The 24,551-nt window shown below is 69.4% G+C and carries 26 protein-coding genes and 1 pseudogene; 17 read left to right on the forward strand and 10 right to left on the reverse strand.

Annotated elements, in window-relative coordinates:
* The first annotated feature begins 248 nt into the window (after window positions 1-248).
* A complete protein-coding gene (gene mobF, locus NOCA_RS01175) occupies window positions 249-6,191 on the forward strand; it encodes a MobF family relaxase (RefSeq protein WP_011751641.1) in 5,943 nt (1,980 codons plus the stop codon).
* A 739-nt stretch (window positions 6,192-6,930) separates the two neighbouring features.
* Here mobF and NOCA_RS01180 read toward each other — a convergent pair.
* A complete protein-coding gene (locus NOCA_RS01180; protein WP_011751642.1) occupies window positions 6,931-7,599 on the reverse strand; it encodes a TetR/AcrR family transcriptional regulator in 669 nt (222 codons plus the stop codon).
* 64 nt (window positions 7,600-7,663) lie between these two features.
* Between NOCA_RS01180 and NOCA_RS01185 the strand changes: the two genes are divergently transcribed.
* Genes NOCA_RS01185 through NOCA_RS01195 form a run of 3 tightly spaced genes read left to right on the forward strand, consistent with a single transcriptional unit; the run spans window position 7,664 to window position 10,358 of the window.
* The gene (locus NOCA_RS01185) at window positions 7,664-8,668 is read left to right on the forward strand and encodes an ABC transporter ATP-binding protein (protein WP_011751643.1); all 1,005 of its coding nucleotides are present in this window, start codon (window positions 7,664-7,666) and stop codon (window positions 8,666-8,668) included.
* On the forward strand, window positions 8,665-9,492 hold the full coding sequence (locus tag NOCA_RS01190) for an ABC transporter permease (RefSeq protein WP_011751644.1): 828 nt from the start codon (window positions 8,665-8,667) through the stop codon (window positions 9,490-9,492). The genes NOCA_RS01185 and NOCA_RS01190 overlap by 4 nt, the downstream gene beginning before the upstream one ends.
* Window positions 9,489-10,358 (forward strand): ABC transporter permease, encoded by an 870-nt coding sequence (locus NOCA_RS01195; protein WP_011751645.1) that lies wholly within the window; start codon window positions 9,489-9,491, stop codon window positions 10,356-10,358. The genes NOCA_RS01190 and NOCA_RS01195 overlap by 4 nt, the downstream gene beginning before the upstream one ends.
* Before the next feature lie 68 nt (window positions 10,359-10,426).
* On the opposite strand, the gene merB is transcribed toward NOCA_RS01195, so the two are convergent.
* The 5 genes from merB to merA form a co-directional block, all read right to left on the reverse strand.
* Window positions 10,427-11,125, reverse strand: a complete 699-nt coding sequence (merB, locus tag NOCA_RS01200; RefSeq protein WP_011751646.1) for an organomercurial lyase — start codon at window positions 11,123-11,125, stop codon at window positions 10,427-10,429.
* Entirely contained in the window at window positions 11,122-11,433 is a 312-nt protein-coding gene (locus tag NOCA_RS01205) for a hypothetical protein (RefSeq protein ID WP_011751647.1), read from the reverse strand. Before NOCA_RS01205 ends, merB begins: the two co-directional genes overlap by 4 nt.
* On the reverse strand, window positions 11,430-11,717 hold the full coding sequence (locus tag NOCA_RS26910) for a hypothetical protein (RefSeq protein WP_041545945.1): 288 nt from the start codon (window positions 11,715-11,717) through the stop codon (window positions 11,430-11,432). The genes NOCA_RS01205 and NOCA_RS26910 overlap by 4 nt, the downstream gene beginning before the upstream one ends.
* A gap of 358 nt (window positions 11,718-12,075) precedes the next feature.
* A complete protein-coding gene (locus NOCA_RS01215; RefSeq protein ID WP_140403932.1) occupies window positions 12,076-12,489 on the reverse strand; it encodes a MerR family transcriptional regulator in 414 nt (137 codons plus the stop codon).
* Window positions 12,490-12,838: 349 nt separating this feature from the next.
* The gene (gene merA / locus NOCA_RS01220) at window positions 12,839-14,269 is read right to left on the reverse strand and encodes a mercury(II) reductase (protein ID WP_011751650.1); all 1,431 of its coding nucleotides are present in this window, start codon (window positions 14,267-14,269) and stop codon (window positions 12,839-12,841) included.
* Between the two features lie 97 nt (window positions 14,270-14,366).
* On the opposite strand from merA, the gene NOCA_RS01225 reads away from it, so the two are divergent.
* The 13 genes from NOCA_RS01225 (at window position 14,367) to NOCA_RS25350 (ending at window position 21,706) form a co-directional block, all read left to right on the forward strand.
* Window positions 14,367-14,756, forward strand: a complete 390-nt coding sequence (locus tag NOCA_RS01225; protein ID WP_011751651.1) for a heavy metal-responsive transcriptional regulator — start codon at window positions 14,367-14,369, stop codon at window positions 14,754-14,756.
* Between the two features lie 199 nt (window positions 14,757-14,955).
* Window positions 14,956-15,966, forward strand: a complete 1,011-nt coding sequence (locus NOCA_RS01230; protein WP_011751652.1) for an arsenic resistance protein — start codon at window positions 14,956-14,958, stop codon at window positions 15,964-15,966.
* 93 nt (window positions 15,967-16,059) lie between these two features.
* The gene (locus NOCA_RS01235; protein WP_011751653.1) at window positions 16,060-16,413 is read left to right on the forward strand and encodes a hypothetical protein; all 354 of its coding nucleotides are present in this window, start codon (window positions 16,060-16,062) and stop codon (window positions 16,411-16,413) included.
* The gene (locus NOCA_RS01240; protein WP_011751654.1) at window positions 16,410-16,850 is read left to right on the forward strand and encodes a MerR family transcriptional regulator; all 441 of its coding nucleotides are present in this window, start codon (window positions 16,410-16,412) and stop codon (window positions 16,848-16,850) included. The genes NOCA_RS01235 and NOCA_RS01240 overlap by 4 nt, the downstream gene beginning before the upstream one ends.
* Entirely contained in the window at window positions 16,847-17,128 is a 282-nt protein-coding gene (locus tag NOCA_RS01245; protein ID WP_041545946.1) for a hypothetical protein, read from the forward strand. Before NOCA_RS01240 ends, NOCA_RS01245 begins: the two co-directional genes overlap by 4 nt.
* Before the next feature lie 43 nt (window positions 17,129-17,171).
* Window positions 17,172-17,747, forward strand: coding sequence for a redoxin domain-containing protein (locus NOCA_RS01250; RefSeq protein WP_041545947.1), 576 nt, complete (start codon window positions 17,172-17,174; stop codon window positions 17,745-17,747).
* 9 nt (window positions 17,748-17,756) lie between these two features.
* The gene (locus tag NOCA_RS01255) at window positions 17,757-18,650 is read left to right on the forward strand and encodes a cytochrome c biogenesis CcdA family protein (RefSeq protein ID WP_011751656.1); all 894 of its coding nucleotides are present in this window, start codon (window positions 17,757-17,759) and stop codon (window positions 18,648-18,650) included.
* A gap of 309 nt (window positions 18,651-18,959) precedes the next feature.
* Window positions 18,960-19,313, forward strand: a complete 354-nt coding sequence (locus tag NOCA_RS01260) for a hypothetical protein (RefSeq protein ID WP_238383333.1) — start codon at window positions 18,960-18,962, stop codon at window positions 19,311-19,313.
* Window positions 19,310-19,741: a MerR family transcriptional regulator gene (locus tag NOCA_RS01265; RefSeq protein ID WP_011751658.1), complete on the forward strand. Its 432-nt coding sequence runs from the start codon at window positions 19,310-19,312 to the stop codon at window positions 19,739-19,741. Before NOCA_RS01260 ends, NOCA_RS01265 begins: the two co-directional genes overlap by 4 nt.
* Window positions 19,738-20,016 (forward strand): hypothetical protein, encoded by a 279-nt coding sequence (locus tag NOCA_RS01270; protein ID WP_011751659.1) that lies wholly within the window; start codon window positions 19,738-19,740, stop codon window positions 20,014-20,016. Before NOCA_RS01265 ends, NOCA_RS01270 begins: the two co-directional genes overlap by 4 nt.
* Window positions 20,004-20,528 carry a hypothetical protein gene (locus tag NOCA_RS01275; protein ID WP_158305613.1) on the forward strand — a complete coding sequence of 175 codons (525 nt, stop codon included), beginning with the start codon at window positions 20,004-20,006 and terminating at the stop codon, window positions 20,526-20,528. The genes NOCA_RS01270 and NOCA_RS01275 overlap by 13 nt, the downstream gene beginning before the upstream one ends.
* Before the next feature lie 12 nt (window positions 20,529-20,540).
* Window positions 20,541-20,876: a YnfA family protein gene (locus tag NOCA_RS01280; RefSeq protein ID WP_011751661.1), complete on the forward strand. Its 336-nt coding sequence runs from the start codon at window positions 20,541-20,543 to the stop codon at window positions 20,874-20,876.
* 200 nt (window positions 20,877-21,076) lie between these two features.
* Complete coding sequence (locus NOCA_RS25350) at window positions 21,077-21,706, forward strand: GrpB family protein (RefSeq protein WP_011751662.1); 630 nt, start codon at window positions 21,077-21,079, stop codon at window positions 21,704-21,706.
* A gap of 113 nt (window positions 21,707-21,819) precedes the next feature.
* On the opposite strand, the gene NOCA_RS01290 is transcribed toward NOCA_RS25350, so the two are convergent.
* The 4 genes and pseudogenes from NOCA_RS01290 to NOCA_RS28095 all read right to left on the reverse strand — a co-directional run.
* Window positions 21,820-22,485, reverse strand: coding sequence for a hypothetical protein (locus NOCA_RS01290; RefSeq protein WP_011751663.1), 666 nt, complete (start codon window positions 22,483-22,485; stop codon window positions 21,820-21,822).
* A complete protein-coding gene (locus tag NOCA_RS01295; protein ID WP_041545949.1) occupies window positions 22,469-22,972 on the reverse strand; it encodes a DUF6650 family protein in 504 nt (167 codons plus the stop codon). The genes NOCA_RS01290 and NOCA_RS01295 overlap by 17 nt, the downstream gene beginning before the upstream one ends.
* Before the next feature lie 70 nt (window positions 22,973-23,042).
* Window positions 23,043-23,894, reverse strand: a complete 852-nt coding sequence (locus NOCA_RS01300; RefSeq protein WP_140403934.1) for a hypothetical protein — start codon at window positions 23,892-23,894, stop codon at window positions 23,043-23,045.
* A gap of 527 nt (window positions 23,895-24,421) precedes the next feature.
* Window positions 24,422-24,544 (reverse strand): annotated as a pseudogene (locus NOCA_RS28095) (DJ-1/PfpI family protein); the annotation flags it as partial.
* Window positions 24,545-24,551: the final 7 nt, after the last annotated feature.

Consider the following 24,551-nt stretch of genomic DNA (forward strand, 5'->3'; position numbering starts at 1 on the left):
GGATCACCTCTTCCTTGATCGTCACGTCACGGAAATCCACCGCGACCCTTCACAAGCAAGAAGCAACCTCGACCGACCCGGATCGGACACCTCGACCCCGTCGAATTTCGAACACCACCAACCCCAGCCCGAAACTCGACTTTCAGATTTCCCAGACTCACCAGGAACCTCGCACCCCATGCACTGTCGGAAATCGGTGCCGGGCAGGTGTCCGAAACCGGCTCGCCGCGGTTGCTTCTCCAGGTGTGATGGGTGTGCACAAGCTGACCGCGGGAGACGGGTACACGTACCTGACCCGTCAGGTCGCCGTGCACGATGCAACCGACCGGGGGCACGCGGGACTGGCCGACTACTACGCCGAGAAGGGCGAGTCGCCGGGCCGTTGGTTCGGCGCGGGGCTCGGTGCGCTCGACCTCGAGGTGGGCTCGCAGGTCACCGAGACCCACATGCGGAATCTGTTCGGCGAGGGTCGCCACCCGGACGCGGAGCGGTTGGAGAACGCCGTCCTGGACGCGGGGAAGAGCGTTGAGCAGGCCAAGAAGGCCTCTCAGCTCGGCCGCGTGTTCGCCCGCTACCTGGGCAACCAGCCGGAGTTCATCCAGGAGACCGCCAAGCGCTACATCGCCTACAACCTGGCCCACGGGGAGCACTGGAAGACCCCGGTGCCGGCCGAGGTGCGGGCGCAGATCCGCACCGAACTGGGCAACGAGCACTTCCTCCGCGAGCACGGCCGCGCCCCGATCGACGACCGCGAGCGCGGCTCCTTCATGGCCAAGGCCACCCGTCAGCAGACCACCGCCGTGGCTGGCTACGACCTCACCTTCGCTCCGGTGAAGTCCGTCTCGACGCTGTGGGCACTGGCCGACCGGGACGTCGCCAAGGAGATCGAGGCCGCCCACCACTCGGCTGTCGAGGCCACCCTTTCGTGGCTGGAGAAGGAGGTGCTGTTCACGCGCCGCGGCCGCGGCGGCCTCCAGCAGGTCAAGGCCAAGGGGCTGATCGCGGGCATGTTCACCCACCGCGACGCACGCTCCTCCGACCCTCACCTGCACACCCACGTCGCTGTCAGCAACAAGGTCCAGGACGAGACCGGACGCTGGCTCGCCGTCGACGGACGGGTCCTGTTCAAGGCCAACGTCACCCTCGCGGAGATGTACAACACCCTCATCGAGTCCGAGCTGATCGCCCGGCTGGGGGTTCGTTTCGAGAACCGCCGCAGCGGTTTGGCCAAGGGTGTCGACAAGCGGCCCGTGCGCGAGATCGTCGGCGTCGACGAGCGTCTTGCCAAGACCTGGTCCAAGCGGCACAGCGCCATCGAGGCCCGGCGCCGCGAACTGGCAGCAGCCTTCCAGACCGAGCACGGGCGGCCGCCGACCGAAGGCGAGGCCGTCACCCTCGCGGAGAAGGCCTGGGACCAGACCCGGCAGGCCAAGCACGCACCCCGCGCCGAGGCCGACCAGCGCGCCGCCTGGCTGACCGAGGCCGCCGCCATTATCGGCAGCGAACAGGCCGTCCGCGACATGGTCGAGGGCTGCCTCGGACACCGTCCGGACTCCCAAGACGTCACTGACGAGTGGGTCGCCGAGACCGCGCAGGATGTCGTCGAACGGGTCGCCGAGGATCGCGCGACCTGGCAGGTCTGGCACCTGCACGCTGAAGCACAGCGCCAGGCCCGCGCCCACCGCGTCCGGCTGCCCGACCTCGACGCCGCCGTTGACCGCGTCGTGGCCACCGCGATCGCCGACCACTCGATCGCCTTCAACGCCCCCGACCCGCTCACCCACGCCGCCACCGCGGCCGAGCAGGACGTGACGATCCCCGAGCCGTTGCAGCGCACCGAGCACGGGGTCAACGGCGAGGAGATCGTCAGCGTCTACAGCCTCGCCGGCGCCCGCCAGTACACCTCCCAGGCCGTCATCGACGCCGAGCGGCGCATCGTCGAGTCCGCCCGCCGCACGGGAGGCCGCACCATCAGCGAGGTCCGCGTCGGCATCGCGATCGCCGAAGCCGCCGCCAACGAGCTCCAGCTCAACGCCGCCCAGCAGTCCCTGGTCCGCGAGATGGCCACCAGCGGCCGCGCCGTGCAGCTCGCGCTCGCGCCCGCCGGCACCGGCAAGACCACCGCCATGCAGGTCCTCACTCGCGCCTGGCAGGACTCCGGCGGCACCGTCATCGGCCTCGCACCTTCCGCAGTCGCAGCCCAGGAACTCGGCGCCTCCATCAACCCCGAGACCGGTGACGCCGGCGTCGGTGCCGGGGGCAAGGCCATGGGCCTGTTCCAGGGACCCTGGCGCCCGGGTCGGAAGAAGGTCCGCGCCGACACCCTGGCCAAGCTCGTGTGGCACGCCGAAAAGGGCGGAGCGCCCTCGTGGGTGGAGAGGATCAACCCCAAGACCCTCGTCCTGATCGACGAGGCAGGCATGGCCGCCACCACCGATCTGGCGGCCGCGATCGACTACATCACCTCCCGCGGAGGCCAGGTGCGGCTGGTCGGTGACGACCGGCAGCTAGCCTCGGTCGCCGCCGGCGGCGTCCTGCGCGACATCGCCCACCAGATCGGCGCCGTCACCCTCAGCGAAGTGCACCGCTTCCGCAACCGCGACGGCAGCCTCAACCACGCCGAAGCGGCCGCCACTCTGGCCCTGCGTGAAGGCGACCCGTCGGCGATCGCGTTCTACGCCGACCGTGGCCGCATCCACGTCGGCGACCTCGGCGCCTGCGCCGACCAGGCCTACGCCGCGTGGGCCGCCGACCGAGCCGCCGACACCGACTCAGTCCTCATCGCACCCACCCGCGCCCTCGTTGCCGAACTCAACACCCGGGCCCGCAACGACCGCCTCGCCGGCCTCGACGAGAAGGAGATCGGGCGCGTACTGACGCTGGCCGACGGCTCGAGGGTCTCCGAAGGTGATCGGATCATCACCCGCGAGAACGACCGTCGCCTGCGGATCAGCCGCACCAACTGGGTCAAGAACGGCGACCGCTGGCACGTCAAGAAGGTCAACGCCGACGGCTCCCTGCGGGTGGTCCACGACCAGCTCGGCAAGACCATCACCCTGCCCGCCGACTACGTCTCCAAGACGGTCCAGCTCGGCTACGCGACCACCGTGCACGGCGCGCAGGGCATCACCACCGGCACCTGTCACGTCGTCCTCACCGGTGACGAAGACCGCAATCTGCTCTATGTCGCGCTCTCCCGCGGCAAGTTCGCCAACCACCTCTATCTCAACGTCGCCAGCGACGGTGACCCGCACAACCTGATCCGGCCCGAGGCGCTGATCCCGCCGACCGCGCTCGACCGGATCGCCGAGATGCTGCGCCGCGACGGCTCGCCGGTCTCCGCGACGACCACGCTGCGCGAGCAGACCAACCCGCACCAGCTGCTCGGGGACATGGCCTCGCGTTACCACGACGCGGTCACGGCCGGCGCCGAGAACCTGATCGGCACCACGGGCATGGACAAGATCGACGCGCACGCCGAAGCACTCCTGACCGGGCTGACCGAGGCCCCCGCGTGGCCGACGCTGCGCTCCCACCTCGCGCTCGTCGCGCTCGACGAGCACAGCCCCTTGAAGCTGCTGACCGCAGCCGTGGGCGTCGGGTCGCTGGCCGACGCGCGCGACCCCGCCGCGGTGCTCGATGCCCGGGTCGACGACCTGGTCGCCGAACTCACCGCCGCCCGGCCACACGATCGGGACACTCCCCCGCCGGCCGACGGACCGCTGCCCTGGCTGCCCGGCATCCCCGCCCGGCTGGGCGAGGCCCATGACTGGGGCCCGTTCGCGGCCGCCTACCACCAGCTCGTGCGTGAGCAGATCGACGCCGTCCGCGAGCAGGCTCGGGGATGGACCGGCGCCACCGCACCCGTGTGGGCACAACCTTTCCTCGAGGACGAGGACGCCGACCTGCGGGCCGATCTCGCCGTGTGGCGGGCAGTGGCCGGGACCGACGAGAACGACCTGCGCCCCACCGGCGACCGCAACATCGGCGCCCCCGGCGCCTACCAGGCCAAGCTCAACCGGGCCGTACGCGCGGCACGTCCGAGCTACCCCTTCTCCCAGCGCACCTGGTACCAGGTGCTGCCCGAGGTCGTCCGCCAAGACCCGTGGATCACGCCGCTGTGCCAGCGGCTCGCCCGGCTCGAGCGCGCAGGGCTGCCCGTAACCGACTACATCAAGGAAGCGCTCGCCACCGATCCCTCCCTGGCCGGCGGCCAGTCCGGCACCGACACCGACGCACCGCAGAGCGCGGAGGTCGACCCGCGGCCGCTGCCTGACGAACAGCAGGCCGCCGCCCTGTGGTGGCGCCTCGTTCCGCACCTCGGGCCGGCTGCACTCGGCGCCGACGAGCACTCCGCGAACCTGCTGCAACCCGCATGGCGGACCGCACTGGCCGAACTCGTCGGCACGACCAAGGCCGACTACCTCCAAAAGTCACCCGCCTGGCCCGCGCTCGTCGCCGCGGTCGACGAAGCCTGCGAGCACCACGGCTGGACCCCGGCCGAGATCCTCTCCAGGGCACTGGCCGGCGTCCCCCAAGACGGGTCTCTCACCGGCGTCGAAGTCGCCGACGCGCTCGTGCTCCGCATCGCCATGCTCACCGACCAGCCGTCGGAAGCGCCGCCGCCCAGTGACGACGAGGCACCGTACCCCGAGGCCGACGTCCCCGCGGACCCCGACCTGCTCCCACCCGAGGACGCAGACGAGTTCATGGCCGCCTTCTACCGGGACCAGCCAGACGACAACAGCGCCCCTGTCTTCCACTCCCCCGCCCCGGGTGAGTACGACGCTCTCGCAACCGAGCCTGTCGACCGGGAACCGCCACCGGACGAGCACGACCCGACGTACGACGACGTCGCGATCGGCGACTACCCGTACGTGGAGGACCCGTACGCGACGACCCTGCCCTGGGAACAGGCCGAGGAGGTCACCGCCGAGAACGCCTTCCCCGACCCGAACCAGATCCCGGCCGAGCGGATCCACGAGCTCAACCAGCAGGCCCTGGCCTACTTCGAGTCCTGCTACCCGCGCTCGTGGGCGCCGGACTACCTGCGCGAGCGGATGGGGACCGACCTCACCGACCAGCCCAACTACGCCCTCGGATACGCACCCGGCGGCGGTCGCAGCCTGATGCGCCACCTCACCGACCAGGGCGCCACCCTCGACGAACTCACACAGGCCGGCCTTGTCTCACAGCGTGAACGCGACGACGGCACGACGTACTGCCGCGACTTCTTCCGCGACCGACTGGTCTTGCCCATCCGCGATCCCCACGACCCCACGAGCGAGGCCATCCTCGGCTTCGTCGGCCGCCGCAACCCCACCAAGACCGACGACGACTTCGCCGGACCGAAGTACCTGAACACCCGCAACACCAGCATCTTCACCAAGGGCGAGGCACTCTTCGGGTACGCCGAAGCCCGCGAACTCCTCGCCAACGGCGCGCTCCCGGTCATCGTCGAAGGCCCCATGGACGCACTGGCCATCACCCTGGGCAGCAACGGCGCCGCCGTCGGCCTCGCCCCGATGGGAACCGCGCTCACCATCAACCAGATCAAGCTGCTGCGCGCCAACATCGAGATGGTCAACGGCCGCGACCGCATCGCCGTGGCCACCGACTCCGACCCCGCCGGGTGGAAGTCGGCGCAAAAGGCCTTCTGGCACCTGACGGCCGCGGACCTCGACCCCACTCAGCTCGAACTACCCGACGGCCTGGACCCGGCCAAGCTGTTCGAGACCGAGGGTGCCGACGCGATCGCCGCCGCCATCGAGAACCGGTCCCCACTCGGCGACGCAATGATCGACCACCTGCTGCGCACCGCCGGCCACTGGTCAGAGACCGACGTCCGCCAGAAGCTCATCCACCAGGCCGCGCGCATCCTCGGCTCCCGAGGCTCCGAGAGCTGGCTAGACGGCTTCGAGCGCCTGCGCCACAAGCTGCACCTCGCGCCCGGCATCCTCGAGCACCAGACCGTCACCGAGAGCATGGAGCGCGACCGCAACCGCCCCGCTTACGCCCAGGCTCGAATCGATGAGATCAACGCCGAAGAGCGCAAAAGGACGGCCAAGGCCGATCCTCAGTCCCGCCGCCGGGCAGCCGAGCAGCGGCTCGCAGCGGCAACCACCACGCCCCGCCGACCCGGCCTCGACGTGCCGCCAACAGGTCCCGATCACGCGGGTCCTGCCCGGTGACAGAGCTTCGCTCAGAATCGCTCTGAGCGAAGTCCGGGCGGCATGTGCTCGAAATGGGGGCCGTTTCGGGCCCCGAGAGCGCGTCAGGAAGCCTTCTGAGCTTCTTCCGCGACGACATTCACCGACCCAGAGGCGGGTTTCCTCGCCGCGACGCGCTGCTGCTGCTGTCGAGATGCAGCCAATCTTGGCCAGCTTGAAATTTGGCCAAAGAACATTGGGTCGGTTGACATTGACGGCGGGAGGTCGAGAGGGACCGACTGACTACGGTGGCCACGTGAGCAATCGGGCCTACAACCCAGCCGCACTACAAGGACACGATCCCAGCGTGGGCGCTTCACTAAGCGCAGCCGGATACCTCGCCCGGGCGCGCGAGGCGCTGGGCGGACTACGGGGATCTGCAACCTCGACGTACGGCTTTGCGGCCAGTCCCGGCCCCGACGTGGACCCGATGTGGTCATAGAGCGAGTCTCCAGCGCGAGCCGGGCGCTCCCGAGGACACTGCCGCGGATCCTTCCACTGCCAACTCACGACGAACTTGGACATCGACTCGCCCCCTCGGGTTCGAGCGAGCTCGTGGCGCCAGGCCCGACTCCCCGGCGTGGACCGGGGACCTCCCTCGCGCGGAGACGAGCACGTGCCCGCCGAGGTGTGGGAAGAGCGGCTCCGTGAGCTCGCTGCCCATCTGCCCAGTTCGATGATGCCGCCTCGCGCCATGCGGACTTCAGGCCAGTTGGGTCCGCTACGGCTTGTCGGATGTCGGACCGGGGCTTTCGACGCCGCGGAGCATGAGGTCGAGCCCGAGCCGGAACTGGGAGTCCATGTCTGACTGGCCGCAGAACACGTCGGCGACGAGGGCGAGGTCCTCCGGGGTTCCGGGGCGCAGCAGCTGGCGGACATCCACCGCGCAGCCGGGCTCGGCGGTGGCCCAGGTGATCTCGGCAAACGCCGACCCGAAGGCGTAGGACCAGATCGTGCGCAGCAGGTCGTAGGCATGCTGCTCATCAAAGCCCGCCACGGCGAGCATTCTCACGTGGGCCTGGACAACCCGCAGAGCCGGCTCGGGCATCAGCTGCTGGCTGTAGATCAGCGGCGCGGCATTGGGGTGTCGCCGAACCATGTCGCGCACCGCCTTGGCGAGCGACTCGACGCCCTCACGCCAGGCGACCCCCGCGGGGGCGGCCTGCTCGACCTCCGCCCACAGGGCCTCGACCACTCCATCGAGCAGGTCGTCCTTGTTGGCGACGTGATGGTAGAGCGACATCCCCTTGACCTCGAGCGCGGCGCCGAGCTTGTGCATGCTCAGCGCACTCAGCCCGTTCTCGTCGATGTAGCGCAGCGCCCGGTCCACGATGCGGGCCCTGGTCAACGACGCCTTGTGGCCGCTGGCGGGCAGGGATTGCGTGCTCACCCTTGAAACCTTACGCCATAAGATCTAGGGTCTCCAGTGAATCTTACGCCATAAGGGAGGCGTGATGGAACCGACGACCACCAGCCACGAGGCCAGCGGTTCGGCGATCGAGCTGACCGGGCTGGCGAAGACTTACGGCCGGGGCGCCACGGCACGTCCCGCGGTACGGCCGACGAGCCTCTCTCTTCCCTGGGGCCAGGTCCTCGGGCTCCTCGGCCCGAACGGCGCCGGGAAGACCACCCTGATCAAGATGATCTGTGGGCTGGTGACGCCCACCGCGGGAACGGTCCGGGTCGGGGGCTGGGACCTGGCGGCGGACCGCAGCCGGGCGGTGCTGCAGATCGGCGCGGTACTCGAAGGCTCGCGGAACGTCTACTGGCCGCTGTCGGCCTGGGAGAACCTGCTGTACTTCGGGCGGCTGAAGGGGCTGCGGGTCGCCGAGGTCAGGCCGCGGGCCGAGCGCCTGCTCCGCGACCTGGACCTCTGGGAGCGACGGCAGGAGCAGGTCGGCTCCTACTCGCGCGGCATGCAGCAGAAGGTCGCCGTGGCCGCCGCGCTGATCACCGACCCGCCGATCCTGCTGCTCGACGAGCCCACGCTCGGACTCGACGTCGAGTCGGCGCGCATCTTCAAGGACTGGATCGCCCACCTCGCCCGCGACGACAACAAGACGATCCTCTTGACCACCCACCAGCTCCATGTCGCCCAGGAGCTGGCCGGCCGGAGCGCGGTGATCCGGACCGGTGAGATCATCGCCGACCTGCCCACCGGCGAGCTGCTCTCCCGGCATGCCGAGAATCGCTGGGAGATCCGCCTCGCCGGCTCGATCGACAGAATCGCCGACGCGCTGCCGGGCGGCGCCGTCACGTCCACCGAGCATGACCAGACCCGGGTGCTGCTGCCCGACGACACCACGACGTTGTACGCCGCGCTGGACCGACTACGCGCCGCCGACGCCCGGCTGGTCTCGGTCCAGAAGGCGCAGCCAACTCTGGAGGAGGTCTTCCTCCGCGTGCTGCGCGACGACGCCGCACCGTCGCGGATCGCGGAGGAGGTCGCTTCGTCATGACCACGCTCACCCTGGATACGACGATCCCCACCCCTACCGGCCGCCCACTCCAGGTACGGCTGCTGGGCAACGAGATCGCCAAGGGTCTGCGGCTGGCCTGGCACCGCAAGGGCATGATCGTCGTCGGGACCGGGCTGGGCCTGCTGAACTACCTCGGCATCAACCTGTTCATCGGCGGCGGTCACATCGTGACGGGCCTGATGACGCTCACCCTGCCCGCGCTGCTGGCCCTCACCGTGGCCCAGGCCGCCGCGATCAACGGCAGCGGCGGCATCGCGGAGGAGATCAACGGCGGCACCCTCGAGCAGACCCGGCTCAGCCCGGCGTCGGCGTATCTCCAGGCGACCGGCCGTATGGCGGCGCTGGCCGTCGAGGGCCTGCTCGCCGCGGCGGTGCTCGCAGCGATCCTCACCGCGTGGTTCGGTCTCGACTACTCCGGGCACGCATCCGCCGTGGTGCCGGCGGCGCTGACGATGCTGAACGCACTGGCCTACGGCCTGCTGATGACGGCGCTCACCCTCCGGGTGGCCAGCATCGGCGCCATCACCCACGTCTTCAACATGGCCATCATGGTCTTCGGCGGCATGCTGGTCCCGGTCACGGTGTTCCCTGGCCCGATCGAGACCGTCAGCCACCTGGTGCCGACCGCGCTCGGCGTCCAGGCGTTCAACACCACCCTGGCCGACGGCCTCGGCCAGAGCTGGACCGACGGGACGCTGCCGTGGCTCCTGGTCCACACCACGGTGCTGCTCCTCGCCGGGCTGGCGACCTACGGCGCCGCCCTGCGTCGCGCGCTGCGGGAAGGAGCGCTGAGCCCCCGATGACCCACCACAGCGCCGCCCCACCACTGGCTCCCCCACCACTGGGTGCCCGCGCCTACCTCGGCGCCGTCGGCAACGAGATCCGCAAGGGGTTCCGCTTCGCCTGGTCCGAGCGGCTCCAGATCCTCATCGAGCTTCCGATGTTCGCCGCGTTCGTGCTGCTGCTGGGGCCGTTGCTCGGACAGGGCGATCGGCTCGTCGAGGGCTCGACCAGCTGGAGCCTCGACAGAGAGACCACCTCGATCATGGTGGTGTGGTTCGTGCCGTTCATGTTCTTCTACATGCAGGTCGTCAAGATGTTCTGGCGGCTGCTCGCCGAGATCCAGGCAGGCACCATCGAGCAGGTCTTCCTCTCGCCGCTGCCGAGCTGGCTGGTCGTGGCCGTCGGCCGGGTCGCCGCAGCGTTCCTGGAGACGGTCTTCGTCGCGGCCGCCACCTACGGCATCGTCTCGGCGTTCGTGCCGCTACAGATCGATTGGAACGCCGCCGCCCTACTGCCGCTCGCGTTGGGTGTGCTGGCCGCGATCGGCGTCTCGCTGATGGTCGCCGGCGGCACCCTGGTCTGGAAGCGCATCCAGCTGGTCAACGACGCCATCTTGATCGTAGTGATGATCTTCAGCGCCAGTGCTCTACCGCTGATCGCCGTCCCCGGGTGGTGGGCCAACCTCAGTCACTTCCTGCCACTGACCGACGTGATCGGGAGCCTCTACCGCGCGCTCTTCACCGACCGGCCGGTCCTCGTCGCCTGGGGCATGGGCGGATTGGTTCCGATGCTGGCTGCCTCACTGGGCTACCTGGCCGCCGGGATCGTGGCGTTCAAGCTCGGAGAACGTGTCGCCAAGAGCCGCGGCACCCTCGGCCGCTACTGACTTTTCGCGAGCTGCCGACGACCGGTGCCGTGGACACGGAGGCCGGTCCCCGGCGCGAGGGGTAGAGGTCAGAGGATGGTTCGGCCGGCCTGCCCGGGATGGTGTTCGGCCGCCTCTCGCATCTCGGCCCATACCTGCTGGCCTTGTGCGGCGAGACCCGCCAGGGAGTAGGCCCGGCCGGCCGGGTCGTTGGCCTCGCCGCGCCACCGCTCCAGGTGGTCGCGGCCGCAGAACAGGTTCGCCTCCGGGCAGAAGTCCTCCTGCACGTTCGCGCAGGGCCGCTCGGGCAGCCAACCCACTAGGGGACTGTCGGCTGGCGGCTTGCCCTGCGGCAGCGCGACCTCGAGGGCGGTGCCGCAGACCGGGCACTGGGTGATCGCGAGGGCGTCGACGCCGAGCGCCGCCGGGATGCCGATGGCGTCAAAGGCGCACCAGGTCCACAGATCGACGCCTGGGAGTCGCAACCGATGCGCTGCGGGCACCACGCTCAATCCACCGGCGGCGACCACGTCTCGATCGACCACCGTCGCGGTGCCGACGGCGACCAGCTCGGTCAGCGCGGCGCGGACCGCCTCCACCGGGAGCCCGGTGTCCTCGGCGAGCGTCGCCTCCGGCGCCGGCCGGCCGCGGCGAAGGTGGGTGAACGCGGCCCGGCGTACCAGCGCAGCCTCCTCCGAGGATCGCGCCAAAAGATCGACGGTCGGGTCACAACACGCCGCCTGGCTGGTCTCGGGTGTTGTGGAGGGGGTGGCGGGCCGCCGGGTCATGGGGTGAACCGTCCGACCCAGCGCAGCACGGGCCCGATGATGGGGAGCCGGTGCCACCCGTGGTCCACCACTTGGCGCCGGCCCGCCCGCATCACGTCACGGAGTCGGCCGGTCAGCGACGGCCGCAGCTGGTCACGCCGCTCCCCTGCGCGCAGCGCCAGGTAGCTCGCGCACGCCAGGCAGAGGTCGACCTCGGGGTGGTCGTTCAGCTGGAGCAGCCGCGCGGGTGGGTTCGGCGTACCGCAGCACCAGCAACGCCGTTCGTCTTCGGTCTCCCCGACGGCCGCCGGGATGGATGTCGAGGTCATCGCGGGCGCCTCGGTTGCGACTCCCAGGCGTCGATCGCCGAGAACGGCAGGCACACCAGGTAGTCGCTGCGGCGCAGGAGGAGGTTCGGCACGGCGAGGACCTCGCAACCGCCGCGGCGCAGAACCGCGAGCAGCAGCAGGGTGGCACCGATCCAGGTCAGCACGGCAACGGGGAAGAACTGGGCGAGTGCGACCACGCCGGCGGTGACGAGCCACGCGGCCCCGTGGCCCAGACGCAGCGGCGGCGCGGACCGTCCCCGCAACACCACCAGCAGCGTGACCAACAGGGGGAACAGGACGAACCCGGCCAGGCTCCCCCAGGCGCGCGACTCGGCCAGCGGTAGGTCGAGCAGCGGATGCTGGTGGGGAACCGCCAGCCCCCAGGCGAGCGCGCCGGCACCGACAACCGCGCGAGTCCCCGTCCCCCACGGGCCGGTGTGAGGACCGGTGCCGCCGGAGTTCGTAGTCCCCGGAGCGCAGGCAGCCTCGGGCCGTGACTGTGCCGTGGCGCTGGCGGTCAGGCCGTCAGCGTTCCGGTCAGCACTGGCTGCTGGACGTCGTGTTGTAGCCACGGTTCTGTTCCCTTCCTTCTTGTCCTTGGTCCATTTCCCTTGAACGTAGGCCTTGCCCCCGGGGGGAGGGTCAAGGCCTAGGGTCACGCCCGCGCGGGTCGCCTGCCCAGGCTCGAGCCGCGTGACTGCGTAGCCGGTCCCGATTCGCCGCCACGAAGTCGTCGATGCGCCGCCGGACCTCTTCCAACTCGGCGATCTGCTGCTCGACGCGGGCCCGTGATCTCTCAAGCATCTGCGCAAGCCGCGGACCGATCGGTTCCCCCTCCCGGGCGAGATAGCCGGCACCGAACTCGCGGATCTCCGCCAGGGTGAGACCCAGCTGCCGAAGCTCGGTGATGGCGGCGACACACCACAGTGCCTCGGCGTCGTACAGGCGGTAGTTCGCGCCGGTGCGCCCGACCGAGTAGACCAGGCCGGCATCGGTGTAGGCGCGCAGGTTCTTGGCAGGGACGCCCGTCCGCCGCGACAGCTCCCCGACGGTCATCAGACCCGACCGGGATGACGCCGCAGTCATCCCCGACCCCTCCGTGTGGGGTCAACCCGGGGCCGCGAGGCTCGACCCCGGACCACCCGGATCCACAAGACCGCGCCGACCAGCAGCAGCACAGCAGTGACCGCGATGACCCAGGACCCGGAGAGCAACCCTCCAAATGCGCCGAGCACCCCGCCCGCGACCAGCAGCGGGCCGAGGCAACACAGCGTCACCACCATCGCCACCCCGATCGCTGTCCAAGCATCGCCCGCACCCGCTTCATCGGGCCGACCGTCGAGTCGACGCCGCCGGAGTGCCCGCAGCAATACCCCGCACCGCGTCGTGACCGAACGTGAGGTGGTCATGTGGCGCAGCAGGACAGCTTGGAGACGTCGGTGGTATAGGACTGGCAGGCGATCTTGATGCCTTCGGCCATGGTCAGATACGGCGCCCAGGCGTGGGCGACCTGTTGCACCGTCATTCCACCCTCGAGGAGGTAGACGCCGGCGGCGGCGAGCTCGCCGGCGTCCTTGGCCACCGCGGTCAGGCCGAGGATCCGGCCGGTGTCGGCGTCGGCGACGACCTTGATGAAGCCGCGGGTGTCGCGGTTCACCAGCGCGCGGGGCACGTACTGCAGCGGGAGCACCCGGCAGTCGCACCGGTAGCCGGCGGCGACCGCGTCGGCGTCGGTCATCCCGACCGACCCGACCGCAGGGCTGGTGAACGTCACCCGCGGCAGGCGGGCGTAGTCCACCGACCGCTCTGCTCCGCTGAAGGCGTTGTCGACCACGACAGCGCCGTGGCTGGCGGCGACGTAGACGAACTCGCGGTGCCCGGTGACGTCCCCGGCCGCCCAGATCCGCGGGTTCGAGGAGGCCAGCCGGTCGTCGACCACGATCTCCCCGAGGTCGCCGGTCTTCACCTCCACCGCGTCCAGGTTCAGACCCTCGGTGACCGGGCGGCGACCCAGCGCCACCAGCACCCGCTCGGCCCGGAACTCCTGCTCGCCGCCGGACACGGCCGCGGTGGCCACCACCTGACCGGTCGTCTCGTCGAGCGTGACGGAGGTGACTGCAGCCCGGCGCACGACCCGGATGCCCTCGTCGGCAAAGACCTGCTGCAACGTGCTCGACGCCTCCGGCTCCTCCCGGGATGCGAGCCGGGACCGCACCAGCATCGTGACCTGGGACCCCAGCCGGGCGAACAGCTGCGCCTGCTCCAACGCCACGTAGCCGCCGCCGAGCACCAGCAGTGACTCCGGCACCTCGGTCAGCTCCATCGCGGTTGTCGAGGTCAGGTAGTCCACCGCATCGAGCCCGTCGATCGGCGGGACCCAAGGTCGGGATCCGGTGGCGACCAGGTAGTGCTCCGCCTCGATCGTCTCGACCGTGCCGTCGGCCGCGGTCACCTGCAGCACCGGCGCGTCCGGCGTAGCATCGAAGCGCGCGTCCCCGGGCAGCACCGGCCAGCCGTAGGACTCAGCGAGGTCGACGTACCTCTCCGCCCGCAGCGTCTCCACCAGCGCCTGCTTGCCCCCGATCAGGGCGGGCATGTCCACCGGGCCCGCGGTGGCCGCGATCCCAGGGAACCGGCCGGCATCGGCAGCGACATGGCGAGCTTCGGCGGCCGCGATCAGCGCCTTGGACGGCACGCAGCCGGTGTTCACGCATGTCCCGCCGATGGTGCCGCGTTCCACCATCACCACCGACTTCCCCAGTGTGGTGGCGTGGATCGCCGCGGCATAGGCCGCGCCACCCGAGCCGATCACCGCGAGGTCGGCCTTCCTCGGCATCCGATACCTCCGCACTTGTTGGGCAAGACCCGTCGATGCAGCCATACTGGACCTTCCAGTACAGGGGAAGGTCAAGCCCGGACAGGGAGGCGCCGCCATGCGGATCGGAGAACTGGCCCACGCCGCCGGCACCACCACCAAGACGCTGCGGTTCTACGAGGACCAGGGCCTCCTGCCAGCCGCGGAACGCACCCCGTCCGGCTACCGCGACTACACACCCGACGCGCTCGCACGGCTCGACTTCATCCACCGTGGCCAGGCCGCCGGCCTGACCCTCGCCCAGATCCGGCAGATCCTCGGCATCCGTGACAGCGGCACCCCGCCATGCGGGCACGTGCACGACCTCCTCGACGAACGCCTCACCGACCTGGACGCCCAGATCGCCCAGCTCGTCGCGCTCCGCGCCAGCCTCGCCGAACTCCGGGACCAGGCCGCACATGCCGATCCCGACGCCTGCCCCGCCGACCAGGTCTGCCGCTACCTGTGACCGACGGCAGTCCCGACCGCTCCAGGATGCCCCCGTGGGCGTGTCCTCGGCCTGCCCACCCCGGACCTACCTCAGCGCCCGCCCGTGGGTACGGGGGTCTCTCAGTCGGTGTCGATCTGTCCGTTGAGAACATACAAGTCCGTACCTGGGCGCGGAATGCAAGCGGGCTCGCGAGGAGCGCATTGGAAGGAACCATTTCGTGTCAGTAGTGGGTGCCCTGGAGCGGCACCAGATCTCCATCTACCTCGGCGGCCTGGCGGCTGGAGCTGCCGTCGGACTGGCGTGGCCCGAGAGCTCGCATCCGCTCGAGCTCGGCATCTACCCGGTACTCGGGACCCTGCTCTACGCGACGTTCCTGCAGGTGCCGTTCACCAAGTTGGCCGGCGCGTTCCGAGATACCCGGTTCCTCGCCTCAGCGCTGGTCTTGAACTTCGCGGTCGTGCCGCTGGTGGTCGGCGCGCTCACGGCCTTGGTGCCGCTGTCCCAGGCGGTGCTCCTCGGTGTCCTGCTGACCCTGCTGACGCCGTGCATCGACTACGTGATCGTGTTCTCCGGGCTCGCTGGCGGCGACAGTCAGCGCCTGGTCGCCGCCACGCCGCTGCTGATGCTGGCCCAGCTGCTGGCCCTGCCGGTCCTGCTGTGGCTGTTCGTAGGCCCTGAGCTGGCCGACATCGTCGAGGTCGGGCCGTTCCTAGAGGCGTTCGGGGTCCTGATCGTGCTCCCGCTCGCGTTGGCCTGGGCCACCGAAGCCCTCGCGGCACGCCACCGGACGGGTCAGGCGATCACCGGCGCGATGACCGCGGCGATGGTTCCCCTGATGGCCGCCACCTTGTTCGTCGTGGTCGGCAGTCAGGTCCCCAAGCTCGAGGGTCGGTTCGACGAGATCATCACCGTCGTCCCGATCTACGCCGCGTTCCTGTTGATCATGGCCTTCCTCGGGCTCGCCGCCGCGCGCACCGCTCGACTCGACACAGGACGCGCCCGGGCACTGATCTTCACCGGCGCCACCCGCAACTCGCTCGTGGTCCTCCCGCTCGCGCTGGCCCTCCCCGCGGGCTACGCCATCACCCCGGCCATCGTGGTCACCCAGACCCTCGTCGAGCTCATCGGGATGCTCGTCTACATCCGACTCGTTCCGCGGCTGGTCCCGGTAACCTCGACACCGAAGACGGTCAACGACAGCCGGGATGGATTGGCTCCAGACGTTTGACCGGACACACCGAGGGCCTCGGACGCGGCGCTGGAGAGTCCGGCGAGACTCGGGCTTGCATTCCGTACCTAGGTCCGGGTTTACAGTCGATGCATGAGCGTGAACCTGATGGCCGAGGACGACTGGGTGCCCGGGGCCTGCACCCTTCCGACCGTCGAGCAGCCACTGCGACGCGCTGAGTTCGACGACCTGTTCGCCCGGGACGTCCTCAGCGTGACCCACGAGTCGCCGCAGCGGGTTCGGCTCGACCTGCGCGCGGACCCCGAGGCGGCCGCCCGTGCCGCGGGCCTGGCGGTGAAGGAGACGGGCTGCTGCTCGTTCTTCACCTTCGAGCTGGCCATGACCGGCGGGACAGTCGCCCTGGCGGTCTCCACGGCGCCGGCGCACGAGTCCGTGCTCGCGGCGCTCGCTGCCCGTGCCGAGTCCAGGATCGGGGCCAGTGGGTGAGTGCTGGGCTGCGCGCCGGGCAGGTCGCCGAGGCGGTCGGAGTGAACGTGGAGACGCTGCGCTACTACGAGCGCCGCGGCATCATCGCCGAGCCCGAACGAAGCCTCGGCGGGCACCGGCTCTACCCGGAGGCGACGGTGACCACGCTGCGGGTGATCAAGGCAGCCCAGAACCTGGGGTTCACCCTTGACGAGGTCGCCGAGCTGCTCGAGGCCGGCCGCCACCACCACGGTGCTAGTCAGGGCGGGCTCCAGTCACGCACCGAGGCCAAGCTCGCCGAGGTCGAGCAGAAGATCGCCGACCTGCAGGTGATTCGGGAGAGCCTGATCGCGGCCCGCGACGCCGGTTGTGACGACCTGGTCCAGTGCGCCGAGTCGGAGTGCTGCCCCATCCCCTTCGTCCAGATCGCCACCCGACCCGAATCGAGCAACGCATGAGCCCCAAGGACCGCCACCTCTTCGGCGCCGGCGCCGCCGCCTGCGCGGTGTGCTGCGCGGCACCGCTGCTCACCCTGCTGGGCATCGCCGGCGCAGCGGCGACGGTCGCCACCTTCGTCTTCGCAGGAGTCGTGTTCGGCCTGGTGGTCGCGGCCGGCGCGCTCCTGGCCGTGTGGACCCAGCGGCGCCAGCGGCAACCGGAGGACTGCACGCCCGACGCGGCCCCGGGTCCGGTCGACCTCGAGCTCACGGCAAGGCGTCCTGGTGCGGATGCCTGACCACGCAGCCCCGACGGTCTCTCGTTCTCATCGAAAGCACCCGGTGAGATCCCTGGCCTTGGGGCTGCTCCTGGTGCTCGGCCTGGCCGCGTGCGGCACCGACACCTCCGGCGCCGGCGCTCCCGATGACACGGGCCAGGCAACCGGCGCTGCCACGGGTGCGCCTTCCAGCCCGGCCGCAACGCGGAAACAGACCGGCGCCGAACCACCGGTGGCCGAGGAGCTGAAGTTCACCGCACAGTCCGTCGACGGCGAGGCCTTCGACGGCGCCACTCTGGCGGGCAAGGACGCCGTGCTGTGGTTCTGGGCCCCCTGGTGCACCGAGTGCCGACGCGAGGCCCCGCACGTCGCCGCATCTCAGGCGGACAACCCCGGGGTGGTGTTCGTCGGTGTCGCCGGCCTGGGAGAGACGGCGGACATGCGTGACTTCGTCGACGACTACGACGTCGACGCGTTCTCACACCTCGCCGATCTCGACGGGTCCCTGTGGCAGCGCTTCGGCGTGGTCCAGCAGCCCGCCTACGCCTTCGTCGACGACACCGGCACCGTCGAGGTGGTCCGCGGCGAGCTCGGCGAGGACGGCCTGGCCGAGCACGTCGCCACCCTGACCAGCAACTGATCCCGACCTGTGACAAGCGAGACCCTCGCCTTCGCGCTGGCTGCCGGCACCCTCGCGGCGGTCAACCCGTGCGGCTTCGCGATGCTGCCCGCCTATCTCTCCCTGTTTGTGGCCGCCGGGCCAGGAGAGGCTCGCCGGTCCACCGTGGCTGCTGTCGGCCGCGCCCTGGCGGCAACGGGATCGATGACGCTCGGGTTCGTGGCCGTGTTCGGCGTCTTCGGACTGGCGCTCACCCCGGTCGCCTCGACGGTGCAGCGCTGGCTACCTGTCGCGACCGTGGTGATCGGCATGGTCCTCTTCGTAATGGGACTGCTGCTGCTGGCCGGCCGCAACCTCACCCTGCACGTTCCGTTCCTGCGGCTGTCCAAGGACCCGGTGGCCAGTCCGCTCGCGATGGCGCTCTACGGCGTCTCCTATGCCGTGGCCTCGCTTGGCTGCACCATCGGCCCCTTCCTCGTGGTCACCGCCACGACCTTCCGCGCCGGCAACACCCTCAACGGTGTCGCGGCCTACGCGACCTACGCGCTGGGTATGGGCCTGGTCGTCGGGGTGCTCGCGATCGGCGCAGCGCTGATGAGCAACACCGCGGCCGGGATCCTGCGCCGGTTGACGCCGTACCTCACCCGGCTCTCCGGTGTGCTCCTGGTCGTCGCGGGGGGCTACGTCGGCTGGTACGGCTGGTACGAGCTGCGCGTCTACGCAGGCGACGCCACGGACGACCCGGTCGTCTCTACCGCATCGGACATCCAAAGCCGTATCGCGGCCTGGGTTGACCAGCTCGGCGTACCCGTCTTCGCGGCCGCGCTTGCGTTGCTCATCGCGTCCGCGTTCGCCGGCCGCTTCATCACCTCACGCCGCGACTCAAAGTCCCGAAGTGCACGCGCAGCGGACCTGCTTGAGTAGGTCGCCGTGGGGCCGAGCTGAGGGCGGGGCCGAGGGCGGCCTGGGCGCCTGCTCGACCCCGCGTACTTTGACGAGTGCCATCGGTCAGGTCGGTTCCGCCAAAGTCTCACGCGGGGGGCCTGGCAATCTTCGCTGCATCTCGACAGCTGCTGTCGAGAGGCGCGGAACATTTCCAAACGCGTCCGACCGACCTTTCAACACCGGGTCGGTAGACATTGAGCAGTCCGCAGATGGTCCGAGACGCTGGCTAGGCGCCGAGACCCGTTCACGCTTGCATTCCGTACCTAGGTCCGGGTTTACAGTCGATGTGTGAGCTTGAATCTGATGGCAGACGACGACTGGGTCCCAGAGGCCTGCACCCTCCCGACCATCGAGCAGCCGCTGCGGCGTGAGGAGTTCGACGACCTGTTCGCCCAGGACGTGATCAGCGTCGCCCACGAGTCGGCCCAGGAGGTTCGGCTCGAGTTGCGCGCCGATGCTGATGTCGCGGCCCGGGCGGCGGGACTGGCTGCGAAGGAGACGGGATGCTGCTCGTTCTTCACCTTCGAGCTGATCATCACCGACGGGAAAGTTTCTCTGGTGATCTCCACAGGCCCGGCACATGAACCTGTGCTTGCCGCGCTGCGCGCTCGAGCTGAGTCCAGGATCGGATCCGGCGGATGACTGCTGGACTGCGCGCCGGGCAGGTCGCCGACGCGGTCGGGGTGAACGTGGAGACGCTGCGTTACTACGAGCGTCGCGGGATCATCGCTGAGCCCGATCGAAGCCCTGGCGGGCACCGCCTCTACCCCGAGACGACCGTGACCACGTTGCGGGTGATCAAGGCGGCACAGAGTCTGGGCTTCACCCTCGACGAGGTCGCGGACCTGCTCGAGGCCGGCCGGCACCACCACGGTTCCGGCTTGCAGTCGCGGACCGAGGCCAAGCTCGCCGAGGTCGACCAGAAGATCGCCGACCTGAAGGTGATCCGAGCCAGCCTGGTCGCAGCACGTGACGCGGGCTGTGACGACCTGGTGCAGTGCGCCGAGTCGGACTGCTGTCCCATCCCCTTCGTCCAGATCGGCACACGACCGGAAACGAGCAACGCATGACTCCGTCCCTCAAGGACCGCCATCTCTTCGGGGCGGGGGCGGCCGCGTGCGCGGTGTGTTGCGCCGCGCCGCTGCTGACCCTGCTCGGGGTTGCCGGGGCCGCAGCCACGCTCGCCACCTTCGTCTTCGCGGGGGTGGTGTTCGGCCTAGTGGTCGCCGCCGGCACGCTGCTCGCGGTGTGGAACCAGCGCCGCCAGCACCGCAAGCAGCCCTGCGCCCCCGAGGCCGGTCCGATCGACGTCGAGCTCTCGACCCAGCGGCCGTGGGTCCGGTGATGAGGACACCCCGACAGCTCGCGGCCCTGTTCGCGGTCCTCATGGTCCTCTCCACCGCGGCGTTCGTCATCGGCGTGACCGTGGAGCAGAACCAAGGGCAAACAGAGACCGCCGTGGAAGAGACTCACTCAGACGAACGCTCCGAGGCCCACGAGGAGGGCGAGAACCACGAGGGCGAGCCGGTCGAGTCCCACTCGGAGGAGTCGGAGACCATCGGCGGCATCGACCTCGAGAGCACCCCGCTCATCGTCCTCGGAGCCGCCTTGTCCCTCGCCCTTGCCGGCTTGGTGCTGAGGTGGCCACGCCGCGAGGTGTTCGGCGCCGCGGCCCTCTTCTGCCTCGGATTCGCGCTCCTCGACGGTCGCGAAGTCGCACATCAGTTGGACGAACAGGCCGCAACCGTTGCGGTGCTCGCCGCGCTGGCTCTCGCGCTGCATCTTGGTGCCGCGGCCGTCGCTGGCCTTGCACTGGCCCGCAGCCGAGACGATCGAGCCGCACGGGCGGTCGCCTGACACGATTGCGCCGTGGACATCCTGCGTTCGATCACCCTGTTCGTCGTGGCCGCGGTAGCCGAGATCGGCGGCGCCTGGTTGGTCTGGCAGGGCGTCCGAGAAAGCCGAGGCCTGGCCTGGATGGGCGCCGGCGTCATCGCCCTCGGCATCTACGGCTTCGTCGCCACGTTCCAACCCGATGCCCACTTCGGACGCATCCTGGCCGCCTACGGCGGCGTCTTCGTCGCCGGATCACTCGCCTGGGGCATGGCCCTCGACGGGTTCAAGCCCGACCGGTGGGACATCGCCGGAGCCCTCGTCTGCCTCCTCGGCGTGGCCATCATCATGTACGCACCCCGGGACGCCTGACGCGCCGCTGCTCCCAGCGCCGCGACGGACCTGCCCTGCCGCATCAAACTCAAGGCCGGCTCCTCGCTGACGACTGAACCGGGACAAGCGCCGGTCGGCAACTTTGCACGCCGCCGCCCTCAAGTCGATTCGTGCAATGTTCAGCGCTGGCGCTCGTGCAATCTTGCGTGCATCTCGACAGCTGCTGCGCTGCTGTCGAGATGCAGTCAATCTACGGTGGCCGCGTGAGCAATCGGGCGTACAACCCAGCCGCCCTACAAGCACACGACCCAGCGTGGGCTCCACGCGCAGCCGGATACCTCGCCCGGGCGCGCGCGGCGCTGGGCGGACTACCGGGCGCTGGAGACGCGCTCTATGACCACATCGGGTCCACGTCGGTGCCGGGACTGGCCGCAAAGCCGTACGTCGACCTGCAGATCAGGATCCTTCCACTGCCAACTCACGACGAGCTTGGACATCGGCTCACCCCCCTCGGGTTCGAGCGAGCTCCTGGCGCCAGGCCCGACTCCCCGGGCGTGGACCGGGACCTCCCTATCGGAGACGAGCACGTGTCCGCCGAGGTGCGGGAGAAGCGGCTCTACGTGCATCGCGAGGAGTCCGCCATCCTGCACATCCGGCGAGCCGACTCGCCCTGGGGCCGATACACAGTCTGGTTCCGCGACTGGCTACGAGCCCATCCCGCCGAGCGAGAGCGCTACGAGAACACCAAGCGCAAGCTGTCCCTGAAGAACGCCGGGAAACCCGACTACGACGACTACACACGAGCCAAGACCGTCTTCGTCGATGACGTCCAGCAAGAGTTCGCGATCTGGGCCCGCGATCGCGGGTGAGATCTCGGACTACGCGCCGAGCTCGGTGCGCCGGTCGCCCGCTGACGTGCCACTGCCCGTCGCGGCCAGGATGGTCGGGTGTCGCGGGCGGGTCGGACCGTGGCTCGCATGGACTAGAGGTCGGCGGGGCTATCAGGGATCTTGACTCGACCGGACAGAGGGTCTTCGGCACGCCATTGTCGGTAGGTATCGGGCAGGTCGCCTTGCGGCGGGAGGTGCTCCACGAGCGCGTCCGCGCTCGGAATCATCTTGAGGACGGCAACGAGCAGGTCCACCGTCTCGGTCAAGTGCATACCGAGGTCGGCCATGAGGATGCTCGGGTGAACCTTGCCCGTGTGGTTCGGAAGGAGCCACCGCGCCGATGGGTTCGGATGACCTCCCCACGTGCAGTGCTGCTTGTACTCGCTGGGGCTGAACCCGCCTGCCTGTCGCATCTGGCCCGGTCGGAACGACTTCTCGATGCGGTTGGTCGACGCGGTCAGCCACCGACCCCGCTGCGATGCGTCGTCGCGGAACACGGCCATGAGGTAGTGCGCCTCCACGATCTGCCGCGTGAGGGCGGTTGCCGCGTACCAGCGCTCACGGTCGAACGCGTCGGCCGCCTCCTGACCGAGTTGCCCGACCATCTGGGTCAGCAGCGCAACGGCTTCGGTATCGCTGTCCTGCGTAGCCCATGCGCTCACCCACAGACTGTCGCCCGCACCGGCAAGCCAGTCAGCAGCAAGGTGGCAGATCTGAGAACGGAGAGCGCTGAGGTCGTCGTCAGTCACGGCCACCATCCGGTGCGGGCAGGGTCTGAGCCAGGTCGTCGTCTACGTCCAGCCCGAACGACGCCGCGATGATCGCGACTTGCAACCCCACGCCTGATCGAAGTTCACCTAGCGCCTCACCGAACCAGTAGTCGTTCATGCGCCAGTCGGGATCGCGGAACAGGTGCCGTGTCGCGCCCTCCGGTCGCTCGACGGCTCCGACGCGTTCGAGGAACCGCACGCAGTAGCGGCGCATCAACTTCAAGGGCCCGGACAACTCGTCGGCGATGCGACCCTGCCCGATCAAGTCGCTGAGGAATTCTCGAATCTCCAGCACGGACGTCACACACTGCTCGGGGACCTCGTTCGTGTACGTGGAGAAGAGCACGCGCCGGGTCTCCACAAAGGCGATCACCTTCCGGGCGACTTCGACGTCTGCAGTGCCGGGGTCCCACTGCACGCCAAAGATCGGGCAACTGACGCCGTTGACCCGGTTGACGATCTCCTTGAACTTCATGCGCCGATGTTGCCATTGCCGAAGGTCCACCGCTCCGGGCATCGGCGGCAGGCCATCCACGAGTGGCGGTTCACTCGTCGTTGGGGTCGGGCTCGACAGCCTGGGTCATCACGGGTTGTCGCAACGCGAACTCACCAAGCGCAGATGCGTCCGATGGCTGCAGCGCGGCGATCGCGTCAGCCTCATCGAGTTGACCCGCAGCCGTGAAGTGCTCAACGAGATCCTGCTGTCGACGATGGGCGTTCAACGCCTCCAGGGCTTGGGCGTTCTGAATGCGCTTCGCAAGTAGTTCCTGTTCTGCGATCTCGTTGGCCAGTCGGGCCTGTCGCAATTGCTCCTGCCTGAGGGCGACATCGAGATGGGATGTCTCGACACGGTCGTCAACCGTAGCCTCCGCGACCGCCGCCTCCGCTCTCTTGATCTTCTTCCGGTCGCCGAGCGTCGCGGCTGTCTCGATGACGCCGGCGACCTTCGTGAGCACTTCTGCTCCCGCACCGACGGCTGCGAGCTCTTCACCAAACGGGTTTCGATAACGAATCTCGCGGACTGTCACTTCAGCAGGGGCAAGGCGGGCGACCTCATCGGCGACTAGGGCGAGGTACAGCTCGGGATCGAGAACATCCAGCCCGGTCGACATGCCTCCCAGCCAGGGACCTGTCGCTCCAGCGAACGCACGTTCGTAGCCCGTACCCGATAGTTCAGAGAATGCGGACTTCGTGCGCCGGCGCCGCCTGTACCAGTAGTCCCACAAGAGATCCGGCGGCATGTCCCGCGCTTCCTGTTCGAGGTAGGCGCGGACTTCGAGCAACCGCTGGGCGCGATAGAACGGGCTCGACTCGCTCCCTTGCGGAAACCGCTCAAGCGCGCTGCCCAGCTCCTCATCGGTCGGAAACTTCGAGCGCTCGGACGCAGCGCGACGCACGCGGCGCAACTCTGCGGCTCGACCAACGTCAGTCGCTACGCGGACCGCCTTGACCAAGGCTTCGATCTGCGCTGGGGTCGCGCCGGGACCAACGTCCACGGACACTTCAAGGACTCGCATAGCGGCCCAAACGCTACCGAGAACGACGCCGCATGTGTCGAAGATCCGCGCTGCCGCGACCACGGATGTGGAAAATGGCTGACCGGCCGCGCGACCTAACAGCCCTGCGAGGTCGGCAAGCATTGGGCTCCGGCCGTGCCCGAGCCGAGGCGCGGCGAGGCGCGGCGGCGAGAGACGGCATCGTCTGCAGACACATTGACGACCCTGACCGATCGAGACGATTTCGCTCGAGTCCCCCGCGTGGAGTCCGCCGATCGCTTCTGCATGTCGACAGCTGTCGAGATGCAGCCAATCCGAGGCGATCGAACTTTCGCCCTCAAGAACACTGGTTTGATAGACATTCGGCGAGCGGAGGTGTGGCTGCTCCTGGCAGCCGACTGGTACACGTGTGACGGGAGGGGTGTGACTCAGACCGGAGGGTTCGGGTCGTACTGGACGCCGCGCCGAACTTCACGGGCGCGTTCGGTTCCGGCCAGTCGGGCCACCAGGTACAGGGCCATGTCGATTCCGGCGGAGACCCCGGCGCTCGTGCTGGCT

Source organism: Nocardioides sp. JS614 (assembly GCF_000015265.1).
GTDB lineage: Bacteria > Actinomycetota > Actinomycetes > Propionibacteriales > Nocardioidaceae > Nocardioides.